The sequence below is a fragment of the Acinetobacter sp. I-MWF genome (assembly GCF_025433935.1).
Lineage (GTDB): Bacteria > Pseudomonadota > Gammaproteobacteria > Pseudomonadales > Moraxellaceae > Acinetobacter > Acinetobacter guillouiae.
Window position 1 is genome coordinate 3851099 of record NZ_JAMBAR010000001.1, and the last position, 16248, is coordinate 3867346.

Below are 16248 nucleotides of genomic sequence, written 5' to 3' on the forward strand. Positions count from 1 at the left end.
CTTTCAGCAATCAAAAAAACTCCAATACACGAGAATATTGAAGTTTTTAAGTCACTATACAATGCGCTTGATCTGATCAATCAAGCCTGAATATTCAATACCAACTGACGTTTCTTTACCTGTTGTCCAACTTGCCCAATAATCTCATTCACGACCCCATCAACATCAGACTTAATCTGTTGCTGAATCTTCATCGCTTCTAAAATCAACAAAGTTTGACCTTTAGTCACGGTATCACCCGCATTTACCAGGATATTGATAATCGCACCATCCATTGGTGCACGAATGTGACCATCGCCTGCGACATCGGAAGTTTCAGGTGCTGCATAGGTGATATTTTCAATGCTGATATTGCCATTTACCGCATCTAAATACAGCTGATTTCCATCTAAGACATAGTCAATCGAACGGCGTACACCATCCACCGCATAAATGAATTTTTCTGCTTGCTGTTCAATAATGCTGATCCCAAGTGTCTGCCCACAAATTTCAACGCTCACTTGGTTTTGATCACGTTTCACCAAAAGCTGTAATAACTGATCATCATGCTTGAGTTTTAAAGGTAAAGATAACGCAATTCCGGTATTCCAACTGCTTTGACTAGAAGCATTGGTCAACAGTGCCGCAGCAACAGCTAGGTGTTCTAAGCCCAAAGCCTGTTTATGTAAGCTGGCATCTGTTTGGAAGTGCTCTTGAATAAAGGCAGTATTGGTGTCGCCTTTGACAATAATAGGGTGTCTAAGTAAATTCACTAAAAATTGCTTATTACTATTTACCCCCAACAATACACAATCATCTACAGCACGCGCCAAGAGCCGAATGGCATCCTGACGGGTTTGACCATATGCAATGACTTTTGCCACCATTGGGTCGTAAAATGGACTAATTTCATCCTGTTGCAACAAACCATGATCAATTCGAACATTGGGTAAATCAGCAGCTTGCCAGCGCTGTATTTGACCTGTCTGTGGCAAGAAGTCTTGGCGTGGGTCTTCTGCATATAAGCGAACTTCTATCGCATGCCCTGACAAGGTCAGTTCAGACTGTTGTAAGGGCAAGGTTTCACCATTGGCTACACGCAGTTGCCATTCCACCAGATCTAAACCCGTGATCAGCTCTGTTACTGGATGCTCAACTTGCAAACGTGTATTCATTTCGAGGAAATAAAACTCACCTGATTGATCCAATAGAAACTCAACCGTTCCTGCACCGACATAATCACATGATTTCGCTGCTGCAACAGCAGCCTCACCCATTTGTTGGCGTAAGCTTTCAGTCATCACTGGGCATGGAGCTTCCTCAACCACTTTTTGATGACGACGCTGTATCGAACAATCACGCTCAAATAAATACACATAATTGCCGTGGGTATCGCCAAATACCTGTATCTCAACATGGCGTGGAGCAATCACAGCTTTTTCAAGAATCAGCTCACCTGAACCAAAGGCATTTTCTGCTTCAGAGCGCGCTGTTTTTAAGGCTTCAACAATATCAGCAGATTGCTGTACCAGACGCATACCGCGCCCACCACCGCCTGCTGAAGCTTTGACCATCAGTGGATAACCAATCTTATTGGCTTGTTGTTCTAAATACTCTATATCTTGCTGATCACCTTCATAGCCTGGTACACATGGTACACCCGCCTGAATCATGGCAATTTTTGACAGGCGTTTACTGCCCATCAATTCAATTGCAGGTGCAGGTGGGCCAATAAAGGTAATTCCATTTTTCTCACAAGCTGCTGCAAAATCGGTATTTTCAGAAAGGAAACCATAACCGGGATGAACAGCATCAGCCCCCGTTTTTTTACATGCTTCGATAATATTTTGAATAGATAAATAGGACGCTGAAACTTTTGAAGCACCAATATATACAGCCTCATCTGCAAGCTGTACATGACGTGCATAACGATCTGCATCTGAATAGACAGCCACAGTCTGATAGCCCATTGCTTTTGCTGTTTTCATCACGCGAACAGCAATTTCACCACGATTCGCCACCAATATTTTTGAAAATGCCATTCTCGTTTTCCCTATTTTTGGTTTTATATTCACTTGATTATCTTGGTTGAATCACACCGATCTCAATCAAGATCAGTGATCCGCATTGTCAGACTTATGCATCAAACCAATTTGGATGACGCTTTTGGATAAAGGCCATTGTGCCTTCTATACCTTCTTCCCCCCCCACAGCATTGGCAAATTGCTGCGCAGCATCATCCAATAAAGGCGTCAAAGCTTCATTTAAAGTACGGTGCAATAAAGCTTTAGTCACACGAGACGCTTGTGGGGCAGTACGTTTAATCTGCTGAATGGTTTCGATCAATAAAACTTCCAGTGCTTTTTCATTCTCAACCACTTCATGTACAACACCAACCTTCAATGCGGTATGCCCCTCAAAACGTGCACCTAGTAAAGCCAAACGACGCGCTTGAGTTAAGCCAATTCGCTTTACCACAAATGGAGCAATCTGGGCGGGAATAACCCCTAATCCTGTTTCAGGTAAACCAAATTTGGCATCGGCAAAACTGATTGCAATATCTGAAACACAGGCCAAACCAAAACCGCCACCCAATACTGCACCTTCTAAAACTGCAACAACGGTTTGTGGCGCTTGATCCACTTGCTCCAGCATATGTCCAAATTGACGATTGAAATCAACATAAGGCTGATTAGAACCAACACTGGTGGCCTCACCACGCAGTTGGGCCATATCTTTAATGTCACCGCCTGCACAAAAATGTCCATCTTTGCCACGTAAAATGACTGCACGAATGGAGATATCATCTTGAATCGTTTTAAACACCTGTTGAATCGCTTTGACCATATTCAAACTCATGGCATTGCGACTCTCAGGTCGATTAAGCCATAGGGTTAAAATGCTACCTTCTTGCTCAAGCTCAATACTGCGATCAAACTGTTGTGTTGTTAGAGATTGCGAAAGTGCCATATTTATTCTCCTTGTTATTTACGTTTAGATGGAAGGATGTCCATCAACTTACAAATAATTCCAAGCATAATTTCATCTGCACCGCCACCAATCGAACCTAAACGGCCATCACGATACAGCTGAGAAGCGGGGTTATCCCACATAAAACCATTTCCACCCCAGAACTGTAAGCAACTGTCTGCGACTTCTCGCGTTAAACGACCTGCTTTAAGTTTTGCCATAGAGGCAATTTCTGTTGCGTTCCCGCCGTCAATGTGGATTTCACAAGCACGATAGGTTAAGGCACGTAAAGCTTCCACTTCGGTCATCAACTCCGCAAAACGAAAATGTACATATTGGTTGTTAATCAACGGTTGTCCAAAGGTGCTTCGTTCTTTGGTATATTGAATTGTTTGTTGAATCACATTTTCCAAACCACCAATTGCATTGGCAGCCGCCCACATTCGTTCTTCTTGGAACTGCATCATTTGCATCATAAAGCCCATACCTTCTGCACCCACCAAGTAGCGTTGTGGTACACGAACATTGTCAAAATAGACTTCTGCTGTCGTGGTTGAACGCATTCCCAATTTATTAAGCTGTTCAGAGAAAGAGATACCTGCGGATTTTGCAGGAACAATAATCATGGACTTATTGACATGCGGTTTATCATCAGAGGTATTGGCCAATAAGCAAAAAAAGTCAGCTTGAAGTGAATTGGTAATCCACATTTTGCTGCCATTAATCACATAATCATCACCCTGTTTTTTTGCGGTGGTTTTGATGGCTGCGACATCTGAACCTGCATGTACTTCAGATACAGCAATCGAAGCGACATATTCACCCGCAATTGCAGGTGTTAAAAACTCATCCCGTAATTCTTGACTACCAAAGCGAGCCAAGGCAGGCGTTGCCATATCCGTTTGCACACCAATCGCCAAAGGTACGCCACCACAGGCGGCTCGCCCTAATTCTTCTGCAACCACAAGGTTATAAGAATAATCTAAACCTAATCCGCCATTTTCTTCAGGCTTACAAATCCCCAGCAAACCTAAATCCGACAGTTTTTTAAACACATCATGAATAGGAAATCGCCCTTCAGCTTCCCATGTCGGAATATAAGGATTGAGTTCAGTCTCAACAAACTGACGTGTAGTACGGCGTAGTGCTTCATGCTCTGTTGTAAATTTCATTGTTTTTTTCCTTAAATTTAATCTTCTTTAACTCGCTTTAATAAAGCGGAGAACACCCCACTTTTAAAAGATGAGGAATGATGAGCTTCGCAAGGGCGAGGATTTTTAAAGCCTCGATACACCAAATCGTATTGGATTTAGTTTGCGATGTTCTGCTTCATAAATTGTTTCTAATAAGAAGATCAGGACTTTGCGTGTATCACGCGGATCGATAATTCCATCATCATGCAACATGGCCGTATTAAATAAGGCGGTTGACTGCTGTTCTAATTTTGCTGCTGTACTTTGCTCTAAGAAATCTAGCATCTGCTCGTTAGGCTCCATCCCTGAAGCTTTTTGCTTTCCTTCCGCTACGATACGTAATACCTTGCCAGCCTGAGCTGAACCCATCACCGCCACATGCGAGTTTGGCCATGCAAAAATAAATTGCGGTGATAATGGACGTCCACACATCGCGTAATTGCCCGCGCCATAGGAACCTGCCACAACGATAGAAATTTTCGGTACAGTGGTATTGGCAACGGCCTGAATCAATTTCGAACCATGCTTAATAATGCCGTTCTGTTCAGCATCAGTTCCGACCATAAAGCCTGTGGTGTTATGTAAAAACAGTAATGGGCGTTTGGTCTGTTCACAGAGGTGAATGAACTGTGCAGCTTTGGTGGCGCCTTGTGGGGTAATCGGTCCGTTATTGGTGATAATTCCGATATGTAACCCACCAATTTTTGCCCAGCCACACACAGTCAATGCATCATATTCTTGTTTTACTTCAAAGAATTCAGAGTCATCAACAATTCGTGCAATCACATCTTTCATGTCAAAAGGCTGCTTCGGACTTGCAGGAATGATCCCTAACAGCTCCTCGGCAGGATAACGTGGCTCTTTATAGCTTAAGTTTAACTTTTGAGTTTGCTCTTTCCAGTTAAGATGCTCAAAAACCTCACGAGCAATACGAATTCCATCGGCATCATTCTCGGCTAAAAATTCTGCTGTTCCAGCAACCTGTGCATGCATTTCTGCACCACCGAGTTCCTCTGCAGTTGCCACTTCTCCGGTTGCCGCCAAAAGTAAAGGTGGCCCTGCGAGTAACATCTCAGTTTGCTTACGAACTGCAATCACATAATCAGATAGACCCGGTTGATACGCTCCACCCGCAGTTGCATTGCCATGTACCACTGAGACTTGGGGTAAGCCTGCAGCAGACAGTCGTGCCTGATTGGCAAAGGTCATTCCACCATAAGTAAATACTTCAGCAGCGTAATTTAAGTTGGCCCCCCCACTTTCAGTGAGAGTCAACATCGGTAATTTCTGTTCAAAAGCGATTGCTTGAAGACGTAAGGTTTTTTGTACCCCCATCGGTGACATTGTTCCGCCTTTGATTGCACTGTTACTTGCTGAAATCAGACAACGAACACCGCTGACAAAACCGATCCCTGAAATAATCCCACCACCTGCATCTGAACCATCTTTATCATCATGCATGCCATAACCCACCAAGCCACACAGTTCAACAAATGGTGAATCAGCATCAAGAGCTAAACGGACACGTTCATGCGGTAAAATTTTGCCTTTCTTGTCAAATTTGGGTTTGGCTGCATATGATTTTTCAATATTCTTATTTTGTACTGCGCGTACTTCGGCAATTTGAGCAAGTAATGCCTGCTTGTTCTGTTCAAATTGCTCACTGCCAACTGCAATTTCGGATTGGAGAACAGTCATGAATTTTCTCCTGTCTGCTGGTTATTGGTTTGATCACTCAATTGTTGTTTTAATACATCTGGAATAAAGGCACGATGGAAGCCATTAAACGACTCGCTATTCGAAGCATCTGCCAATGGATACATTCGAGTGCCTAAGGACGCAGCGCCATCAATACGAATCGTCATGCCAGAAATAAAACCTGCTGCTTCTGAAAGCAAATAGCAGATCGCTGAAGAAATTTCAGACTCTGTCCCCATCCGTTTCAATGGTACATTCCCCGCCAAACTTGGAATGATAAATTTGGCAAAATCACCGGTGTAATTGTCCATTCCTGAAGAAACAACCCAACCAGGTGCAACACAGTTAACACGTACCCCAGAACGCCCCCATTCCACTGCTGCTGTTTTGGTTAAATTATCTACCCCAGCACGGGCTGCACCAGAGTGTCCCATCCCCGGCATGCCACCCCACATATCGGCTGCCATATTGACAATACTGCCACCATGTTTTGCCATCCATTGGTTATACGCTTCTTTCATTAAGTAGAAAGTTGAATGTAGGTTGTTGCGTACCACAGCATCAAAACCGTTGGCAGAAATACCTTCTAAATTTGAGGGGAACTGACCGCCAGCATTATTGACAAGGCCATCGAGTCTGCCAAATTTTTCAATCACTTCAGCAATCATCTCTTTCACGTTGTGTTCTTCGCGATTATCACAAACGATAAAATGAACTTTGCCACCATCTTCGATGATTTCTTTGCTGACATTTTCCAGCTTTTCAATTTTCCGCCCTGTAATCACCACTTGAGCCCCTAAAGCAGCCAGTTCATGAGCAGTACAGCGTCCTATACCCGAACCACCACCGGTCACAATGATGACTTGGTCCTGAAAAGCATCCGATCTAAATATTGAGTGATAATGCATTTTTATATCCAAATTGTTGTCTTTTAACTTGCTTAAATCTCGCTCTAAGCTCCCTTTTTAAAAGCGAGGAAGTCCCCCCACGTTCGTAAACAAGGATTAGAAAGACTTTAAACTCGCTGGGATTTTGACTGGCATATCTAAAAGCTGCTGAGCAAAAGCTTTGCCTTGTGGATCAATACGTAAACTGGCAATTCCTCCACCACCTAAGGCATTTTCCAGCATAAAATTTAAGGCATTAAATCCCGTGATTTCATAACGAATCACTTTAGACTTTTCAGGGTCTAAAACATGCTGCATATATTCTTTGACCTTTTCCTCAGTCAAATTGGCGCGAATCCAGGGTAGATATTCAGGCTGACGTGCGATCACTCCAATATTGCTGTGATTTCCTTTATCGCCACTCCGAGCATGGGCAATTTCAACTAAAGGAACTTCAATCTCCTGACCCGTAAATTGAGCAACTTCACCCACTGCAACAACATCAAAAGATTGATCTGAGCAACCTGATGGAATCTGTATATTTTGACGCTGACCATTGATGTCGATCGCAACACTTAGTTTTGATTTATCCACTAAAAACGAGAACAACTTAATCACAGGGGAAGCTTTGGGACGCCCCCCAACAATTCCAGCCAATGCAGGTGCCATTCCAGTAGATGCTTGGGCAATTTCAGAAGCAAAAAACATACATGCTTCTTTAAACATGTGCTTTACAGCGATTTTGACAACCACTTCTCGACTATTGATTGGCTGTGCATTTGCACCATAGGTACTTTCAATACCCAATATTTCAACTGATTTTTCTAAGAATGGCGGAACTGAACGTAATGCTAAAACACGCTCACACTTAGTTAATATTGCATCTGCAATTACTTGGGCTTTTTCAGGGGCTTCGCGTCCTACAATCAGGAAACTCACCAAGACACGATAACCATCAGGATAGGTTGCACTGACTTTATATTGTTGTGTCGGTGCTCTACCTTTTGCGCCAATCACTAAAACTCGATCTTCACCCACCTGTTCTAATTTCACTTGGCTAAAATCTGCTGTGACATCGGGCAGTAAATATGCTTGCGGATTGCCAATTTCATAGACAACTTGTTCAGCAACAGTTGCAACTGAAACCAGTCCACCGGTTCCTTTTGGTTTAGTCACGATAAATGATGCATCTGCTTTCACTTCAACAATTGGAAACCCCATATTGTCAAAGCCTTGTACTAAGCGCCAATCAGTGAAATTGCCACCTGTACATTGTGCACCACACTCAATGATATGCCCTGCTAAAGCGCCTTGGGACAGCTTGTCATAATCCTCTAAGGACCATTTATATTCATGCAACAAAGGTGCAAGCACCACTGCTGAATCCACCACTCGCCCAGTGATGACAATATCTGCACCTTGATCAAGTGCGTCTCGAATTGGAACAGCTCCTAGATATGCGTTACAACTGGCTAATTGGCTAGGCAAATCTTCGCCACTAAACATCTCTTTAATATTTTGTGTTTTTAATTCGGCTTGTTGTGGCAATAGGTCATCCCCCAATACCACTGCAATTTTTAAATCCAACCCTTGTGCTTCAAGTACTTTCTGCAAGGCATCACGACATGCCAATGGATTGACACCACCAGCATTGCTAATCACTTTTATTTTTTTATCACTGATTTTTTTAAGCAGCGGTGTCATCACCCGACTGACAAAATCCAAAGCATAACCATGTTCTGGATTGGTCATCATCGCTTTTGCCATGATAGACATGGTGATTTCTGAAAGATAATCAAAAACCAAATAATTGATGTCAGACAAATGTACCAACTGAAATGCTGCGGTATTGGTGTCCCCCCAGAAACCTGAAGCACATCCAATTTTCACAATACGCTGATCTTCCATTTTCACACCTATCTTGTTTTCATTGTTCTGAATAAAATTTATACATCAATCTACCAAGCAAGCGCTTGGTTTGTAAAGGGCAAAATGTTATCCTGAATTGGCAAATGTGCTAAAACACGTTTTAAACAATGAATTATTTGCTTAACTTTATGGAAAAAATGATCCGATGATTGCTCACTCAATCGATGATATCCAACCAATCGCATGTTTTGATGACAGCCCTAAAGGTCGTTTATTACTTGGTGCTGCTTATTTATTTCATAAGCAAGGTTATGCCAAAACTACAGTTCGTGAGTTAGCAAATTTTATTGGAATTCAATCGGGTAGCTTGTTTCATCATTTTAAAAGCAAGGATGATATTCTTGCCAATGTCATGCATGAAACCATTATTTACAATCATGCCCGTATGCTTGATGCAATCCAAAAATCGGATGATGCTGAACAACAGTTAAAACACTTGATCAAAGCTGAGTTAATTTCGATTACTGGAGATACCGGTTCAGCCATGGCTGTTTTAGTTTATGAATGGTTTGCGTTGTCAAAACAACGGCAAGATGAACTTCTTAAACTGCGAAATGATTATGAGGATATCTGGTTCGCTGTGATTGAGAAATTGCGCGACCTCGGCAAAATTCAGCATGATGCTTTTATTTGGCGCCGTTTACTGGGCGGTGCGATTGCTTGGACCGTCACTTGGTATAATCCCAATGGTAAAATGAGCTTAGATGAACTGACTGAAATCGTTTTGGAAATGGCGATTCATAAGTAATACAAACGTAATATAAGAATTTGAGGTGAACAGATGATTCAACTTACTTAATAAGTAGATAATTCTTTCAAAAATTAACGTTCAAACCCAATTTTCTAATTTTAATCCATCAATTCGTTCAAATTCTTTCATATTATTTGTCACCAAAACAGTATCTAATGCTAGCGCATGTGCTGCGATTAACATATCTAAGCTACCAATCATTTGTCCTTTAGACTGTAATGATTGTCTTAATTTTGCATAATGCCAAATTGCACTTTCATCATAGGGAAGAACATCTAAAGGAGCTAAAAATTTATCCAAAGCATTTTTATTTCGCAGAGACCCTGACTTTTCTACCCCAAAAGCCAACTCCGAAGCACTAATACTTGAAATTGACAGCTGACCTAATTGATATTGTTTAAATTTTTCAAATACATGTGGTGGTTTGTTGTTAATAATATAAATACAGATATTGGTATCAAGTAAGTAAATCACAATAATTCTTCTCGACTTTGAATGCCTTGATCTTCCCGCTCAAACAAAAAATTATCTTCAAACTCAAACACAGCTTCTTGCATAATTTCCCAAGGATTATTTAAAGGTAATAGCAAAACACCATTACCAAAGTGTTTAACCACAACTTCTTTACCCTCAAAACGAAATGCTTTAGGTAAACGAATAGCTTGGCTACGTCCTGATTGAAAAATTTTTGCTACTTCCATAAGGACTCCTCAAATTGATAACAACCATTGGTATATATCATACCATGGTTATTTTTTCAGCAAAAACCAACATTGTAAGTTTTTATCACTTAAAAATTTGTCATCAAAACCCCAACTGCTTACTAATCAAATCTTTCATGATCTCTTCAGCACCGCCACCGATCATATTTACTTTGACCTCACGATAAATACGCTCAGATTTAGTCCCTCGCATAAAGCCCATGCCACCCAAGGTTTGCACTGCTGCATCTGCACAGAACTGCATGGTTTGGGTTGCGATATTTTTTGACATACAAATTTGTGCAATTAAATCACTGCCCTGTAGTTCAGCTTGCCCCATACGATACGCAGTATCTTCCAATAATGCCCGTGTTGTGGTTAAACGCGTGGCCATATCAACCAACTTATGACGTACCACTTGATGATCAACTAAGCGTTTTCCAAAAGTCTTCCGCGCTTTAGACCATTCTAAAGCCTCTTGATAACAGACCAAGGCATAACCATAGGCCATAGAGGCTAACCAAAAGCGCTCCATATTGAAGTTCTTCATAATGACCTTAAAGCCAGCATTTTCTTCACCAAGAAGATTTTCTACAGGAACTTTGACTTGGTCAAAATGCAAATGAGCAGTATCCGATGCCCACCAGCCCATTTTCTTTAACGGTGATTTAGTGATGCCATCACTATGTGCATCAACCAATAGCATCGAAATACCACTCGCACCTTTATTTTCAGGATCGGTTCTCACCGCTACCGTATAATAATCTGCGCGCATACCTGAAGTAATAAAGGTTTTTTCACCACTCACCAGATAAAAATCACCTTCGCGGATTGCTTTGGTTTGTAATGCAGCAACATCAGAACCGCCGCTTGGTTCAGTAATCGCAAGTGCAGAAATTTTTTCGCCTGAAATAATTTGTGGCATCACCTTGTCACGAATATGTGACTGAGCAAAGTGATGAATTGGTGGTGTACCAATGGTATGAATCATCAAAGAAATATGTACACCACCAGAGCCTGCTTTGGCTGTTTCAACTGCGGCTAAGAACACATGAAATGCATCTGCATCTGAGATTCCTCCATGCTCATCATCAAAGCCTAAACCCAATAGACCAATTGCAGCAGCCTTTTGATAAAGTTCACGAGGAAAAGTTTCAGCCTCATCCCATTCATTGACAAAAGGAGAAATCTCTTTTTCAACAAATTTCTTCACACTGTCTGCAAATGCACGATGTTCAGCGGTGTAGTAAATCGGGTTATTTAAATGATCCATATCTTGTTGTTCCCTGCTTATTTTTATTGCGATTTATTGTGTACAGTTCTAGTTTAATCCATTCTCGATATTCTAATAGCCCAATTGACGACTCGCGAGGTCTTTCATAATTTCTTCCGCCCCACCACCAATCATATTGACTTTAACATCACGGTAAATCCGTTCAGACTTAGTGCCTCGCATAAAGCCCATGCCCCCTAACGTTTGTACCGCTGCATCGGCACAAAATTGCATAGTTTGAGTGGCTACATTTTTAAGCATACAGATTTGCGCAATCAACTCATTGCCCTGCATTTCAGGCTTCCCTAAGCGATAAGCAGTATCCTCTAACAAAGCAAGTGTTGTGGTTAAGCGAGTCGCCATATCGACTAATTTATGCCGAACCACTTGATGATCAACTAAACGTTTACCAAAGGTTTTTCGTTCTCGTGCCCATTCCAATGCTTCTTCATAACAGGTTAATGCAAAACCATAACTACTGGCAGCAAGAAAAAACCGCTCCATATTGAAGTTATTCATAATCACAAGGAAACCCATATTTTCTGCTCCCAACAAATTGCTTGCAGGAACACGAACCTGATCAAAATGGAGATGAGCCGTATCCGAAGCCCACCATCCCATTTTGTCGAGTTTTGATTTGCTTATGCCGTCACTATGAGCATCCATCAATAACATCGAGATACCATTCGGGCCTTTGGCATCAGGATCTGTACGTACCGCAACAGTATAATAATCAGCACGAATGCCCGATGTAATAAAGGTTTTTTCGCCACTGACAATATAGTCTTGACCATCCCGTACAGCTTTGGTCTTAAGTGCTGCTACATCAGACCCACCCGTGGGTTCAGTAATCGCCAACGCTGAAATTTTTTCCCCTGCCAAGATTTGAGTCAATACAGTTTGTTTAATCTCATCTGAAGCAAAATGATTGATTGGAGGTGCGCCAATCGAATGTGACAATAAGGAAGCACATAAACCACCTGAACCTGTTTTGGCTAACTCAATCGAAGACAACAACACATGAAAAGCATCGGTTTCTGGAATTCCCCCATAGTTTTCGTCAAAACCTATCCCCAATAAGCCGATATCTGCGGCTTTTTTATAAAGTTCTTTTGGAAAGGTTTCTGCCTCTTCCCATTGATTGATATGTGGCATTAATTCTTTTTGAACAAACTTTCGAATGGAATCTGCAAATGCAAAATGCTGATCTGTATAGTAAATTGGATTATGCTTCATCTTGATTTGCTTCCCAGCATTATTTTGAAAAACTTATACTGACAGATTTTATTTAATTTAAAGTTGCAGAAACGATCAATTTGTATTTAAAAACATGTCATTTTTGATCAAAACTCATATATTAATTTCAGATTCATGATCAAAAATCCGTTACACTGTTAGTAATTTCCTTTTAATTTTTAGCTCTATAAATAATGGCGACATTGAATCAATTTTTATCACGTTTTAACCCTGCAACCATTCAAAGAAGCTTGAGTTATGTCAAAAAAATTGATCTAAAATCCTTAGAGGTCTACCCTGATCGGGATAATTTAGTCATCGAAGCACAAATTCAGGGAACGGATTATTATGAAACGGCTGTTATCTATAATCCTTTAACAAATAAAATTGTGGATACCGACTGTAGTTGCCCTGTTGGTTACGATTGTAAGCATTCGGCTGCACTTGCACGTTATTTTTATGATCAACAGCTTTCCAACCCAACCGCACGTCAAAAACTAAACCCATTAGACCAAGCTCAAACCACAACAAATAGTTCTACCCACACCACGGCAAAAGCTTGGCTCGCTCAATTTAAACAACAATTGGCACAAGTTCAACGCACTGAAACGCCAGTACAGCACCAACTTATTTATATTTTCCAACCAAAAAATAACACCGCCAAATTACAACTTAGTGTTTTTAAAGTTCGTCGTAACAAAGATGGAAAAATTAGAGATACCGCGCTCTATACCAGCTATGACAATGTATTAAATGAACGTCTTAAAGTGAGCAAAGAAGAAAAGAAAATCTTTAGTCATTTGTATTTTTTCGCTAAGCTAAATTTTAGCGATGTTCATTTCTATCCTGCGTCATGGGATATTTCAGGAATCTATCAAGAACATCTAAGAACGGCTATTCAAAGTAGCGCTTGTTACGCACTAGATGTACAAAGATTACCTTTAACATGGTCTGATCAAGCTTATAAAATTGAATTCAACTGGCAAACGCGCACAGAACAACAAACAGAGAAACTTAAAGCACAATTTTTTGATGAAAATCATCTAGAAATTTCACCTGACCATGCTGAACAAATTTATATTATTCATTCTCATCCATTAAGTTATCTCGATACCCTTAAAAACCAAGTCGGTGTACTTGAGTCTTTATATTCTAGTGAAATGATCGAAGAATTGCTGAATATGCCACAAATGCCTGTGGAGTTAATGGCTGAATTTGAGCAAGTGATTCAACCCTATGCATTTTTTGAAGATTTACCTCAAGCGCCATTTACACAAAGTATAGAAATATTAAAAGGCAAACCCTCACCTATTTTACGTTTTGGAACACATCCGCAATATGATCGTCTTGGTCATATGCATCATTATGCAATTGCTGAAATTGAATTTGAATACTCAGCTGGACGAATTAAAGCGGGTTTCCCTGATGACAGTTTCATTATCAATATTGATGAAAAAGCGGTTCGCCAACAACGCGATTTAGTTGCTGAAAAGAAACATATTGATGAATTAATTCATTCAGTTAAATCCATGCAACGGATTAGCAAGCTACCAAAAAGCAAACGCCCTGCTTTTGATGACATCACTGAAAATTCAATTGTTTATGCAGATCCCATGGCTTGGGTTGAGCAGCTAGTTCCTGAAAATAAAATCGAAGGTCTCGGCTGGAAAGTTGAACATACCCTAGATAGTCAGTTCAATTTAAGTGCAACACAAAACCTGCAACTCTCATTAAATGAATCTGAAAAAAAACAAGACTGGTTTAATGTCGGTGCGACGATTCAGGATATGAATGGCAACACCTATAACCTGATTGATCTTCTTGGCTATGCGATACAGCACAATCCACATCTTTTAGAAGATGATTATATTGAAAAAATGGACAGTGACAGCTTCTTAATTGTTCATTTAAGAGAAGCTCAAACACAACTGGCGCTTAGAAATCAAGAAATTAAGCCCATTCTGATCTATTTAAAAGAAATTTTACGACATCCTGAATCTGCAACATTAGATCAATACGATGCCGCTCAATTCTTAGATTTACAGCATCATTTGGGCATGCCTTGGCGCACCAACGAACGCCTGAAAATATTTGCTGAAAAGCTTCAAAATAGTTATCAAGATCAAATCTGTACACCACAAGGTTTCCAAGGCGAACTACGACCATATCAACAACAAGGTTTAGCATGGCTACAGTTTTTACGCGAAACTGAACATGGCGGTATCCTTGCCGATGATATGGGACTCGGTAAAACAGCACAAACACTTGCACATATTCTATTAGAAAAGCAGGCAGGCCGATTAAATCAACGCCCAGCCTTGATTATTGCACCAACCTCTTTAATGCATAACTGGCGTAAAGAAGCTGAGAAATTCACCCCTGAATTAAAAGTTTTGGTCTTACAAGGACATGATCGAGTCGAGCATTTTCAAGAGATTAAAAACGTAGATATTGTGCTCAGTACCTACCCGCTTTTGGGCCGTGATGAAGAATTTTTACTGCCCTATCAATATCATTTATTGATTTTGGATGAAGCGCAAAACATTAAAAACCCACGCGCCAAAGCCTCTCAAGTGGTGCGACAAATCAAAGCAAAACATCGTCTATGCTTAACTGGTACACCGATGGAAAACCATTTGGGCGAATTATGGTCATTGTTCCATTTCTTGATGCCTGGTTTTTTATATAGTCAGGAATTGTTTAATAAAAAATATCGCAATCCTATCGAGAAACATGCAGATCTTCAGGTTAAAACCAAACTCATTTCTCGTATTAAACCGTTTATGTTGCGTCGTTTAAAAACTGAGGTGGCGAAAGAGCTTCCTGAAAAAACCACGATTGAAGTCAATATTGATATGAATGAACAGCAATCCAAGCTCTACGAAGCTGTTCGTGCAACAATGCAAAAGAATATTCGTGAGTTGATTGCAGCTAAAGGCTTCCATCGTAGTCAGATTCAAATTTTAAGCGCATTGCTTAAACTTCGACAAGTTTGCTGCCATCCAAGCCTTTTACAACTTGATCAAGTCAAAAATCAAAATGTTGAATCAGCAAAATTAGATCATTTATTGGAAATGGTTCAAGATATGGTTGAGGAAGGACGTAAGATTTTAATCTTCTCTCAATTCACTACGATGCTACAACTCATTGAAGAGCATTTAAAAGCCTTAAATATTCGAAATGTAAAACTTACTGGACAAACCAAGAAGCGTGATGAAGTGATCACAGCATTCCAAACAGGCGATATTCCTGTTTTCCTCATCAGTTTAAAGGCAGGTGGTGTTGGGCTTAATCTCACTGCTGCTGATACAGTGATTCATTATGATCCTTGGTGGAACCCAGCGGCTGAAGATCAAGCGTCTGATCGTGCATGGCGTATTGGTCAAGATAAACCTGTATTCGTTTATAAGTTGATTACCAACCAAAGTATTGAAGAAAAGATTTTAGCCTTACAGAAAAATAAAGCTGATCTTGCCAAATCTATTCTAAGTATTGATCATGAAAATGAAGTGAAATTGTCTGAAGATGATGTCATGAGTTTGTTGGATTGAAACTTTAAAGATAAGGTGTAAAATTTAACAAAAGTTAGATCTAACGCATCAATACGAAGAAAACCCCGTCATCATGATGG

The 16248-nt window shown here is 40.5% G+C and carries 12 protein-coding genes; 2 read left to right on the top strand and 10 right to left on the bottom strand.

Going from position 1 to position 16248, the window contains the following annotated elements:
- Window positions 1-80 precede the first annotated feature (80 nt).
- The 6 genes from M2R48_RS17685 to M2R48_RS17710 form a co-directional block, all read right to left on the bottom strand.
- Window positions 81-2021, bottom strand: a complete 1941-nt coding sequence (locus M2R48_RS17685; RefSeq protein ID WP_262086970.1) for an acetyl/propionyl/methylcrotonyl-CoA carboxylase subunit alpha — start codon at window positions 2019-2021, stop codon at window positions 81-83.
- Between the two features lie 94 nt (window positions 2022-2115).
- Window positions 2116-2949 carry an enoyl-CoA hydratase/isomerase family protein gene (locus tag M2R48_RS17690; protein WP_262086972.1) on the bottom strand — a complete coding sequence of 278 codons (834 nt, stop codon included), beginning with the start codon at window positions 2947-2949 and terminating at the stop codon, window positions 2116-2118.
- A gap of 14 nt (window positions 2950-2963) precedes the next feature.
- Complete coding sequence (locus M2R48_RS17695) at window positions 2964-4121, bottom strand: acyl-CoA dehydrogenase family protein (RefSeq protein ID WP_262086973.1); 1158 nt, start codon at window positions 4119-4121, stop codon at window positions 2964-2966.
- Window positions 4122-4226: 105 nt separating this feature from the next.
- Complete coding sequence (locus tag M2R48_RS17700; protein ID WP_096735136.1) at window positions 4227-5840, bottom strand: acyl-CoA carboxylase subunit beta; 1614 nt, start codon at window positions 5838-5840, stop codon at window positions 4227-4229.
- On the bottom strand, window positions 5837-6748 hold the full coding sequence (locus tag M2R48_RS17705) for an SDR family oxidoreductase (RefSeq protein WP_004817877.1): 912 nt from the start codon (window positions 6746-6748) through the stop codon (window positions 5837-5839). Before M2R48_RS17705 ends, M2R48_RS17700 begins: the two co-directional genes overlap by 4 nt.
- Before the next feature lie 96 nt (window positions 6749-6844).
- Entirely contained in the window at window positions 6845-8635 is a 1791-nt protein-coding gene (locus M2R48_RS17710) for an acyclic terpene utilization AtuA family protein (protein ID WP_262086975.1), read from the bottom strand.
- A 166-nt stretch (window positions 8636-8801) separates the two neighbouring features.
- Here M2R48_RS17710 and M2R48_RS17715 point away from each other — a divergent pair, with 166 nt between their 5' ends.
- Window positions 8802-9404 carry a TetR/AcrR family transcriptional regulator gene (locus tag M2R48_RS17715; RefSeq protein ID WP_262086976.1) on the top strand — a complete coding sequence of 201 codons (603 nt, stop codon included), beginning with the start codon at window positions 8802-8804 and terminating at the stop codon, window positions 9402-9404.
- Between the two features lie 81 nt (window positions 9405-9485).
- On the opposite strand, the gene M2R48_RS17720 is transcribed toward M2R48_RS17715, so the two are convergent.
- The 4 genes from M2R48_RS17720 to M2R48_RS17735 all read right to left on the bottom strand — a co-directional run bounded on the left by M2R48_RS17720 (window position 9486) and on the right by M2R48_RS17735 (window position 12617).
- Window positions 9486-9881, bottom strand: a complete 396-nt coding sequence (locus M2R48_RS17720) for a type II toxin-antitoxin system tRNA(fMet)-specific endonuclease VapC (RefSeq protein ID WP_262086978.1) — start codon at window positions 9879-9881, stop codon at window positions 9486-9488.
- Window positions 9878-10108, bottom strand: a complete 231-nt coding sequence (locus tag M2R48_RS17725; protein ID WP_262086980.1) for an antitoxin — start codon at window positions 10106-10108, stop codon at window positions 9878-9880. The genes M2R48_RS17720 and M2R48_RS17725 overlap by 4 nt, the downstream gene beginning before the upstream one ends.
- 103 nt (window positions 10109-10211) lie before the next feature.
- On the bottom strand, window positions 10212-11381 hold the full coding sequence (locus tag M2R48_RS17730) for an acyl-CoA dehydrogenase family protein (protein ID WP_262086982.1): 1170 nt from the start codon (window positions 11379-11381) through the stop codon (window positions 10212-10214).
- A 72-nt stretch (window positions 11382-11453) separates the two neighbouring features.
- Window positions 11454-12617, bottom strand: coding sequence for an acyl-CoA dehydrogenase family protein (locus M2R48_RS17735; protein ID WP_262086984.1), 1164 nt, complete (start codon window positions 12615-12617; stop codon window positions 11454-11456).
- A 194-nt stretch (window positions 12618-12811) separates the two neighbouring features.
- Here M2R48_RS17735 and M2R48_RS17740 point away from each other — a divergent pair, with 194 nt between their 5' ends.
- Window positions 12812-16168: a DEAD/DEAH box helicase gene (locus M2R48_RS17740; RefSeq protein ID WP_262086986.1), complete on the top strand. Its 3357-nt coding sequence runs from the start codon at window positions 12812-12814 to the stop codon at window positions 16166-16168.
- The last annotated feature ends 80 nt before the right edge of the window (window positions 16169-16248 follow it).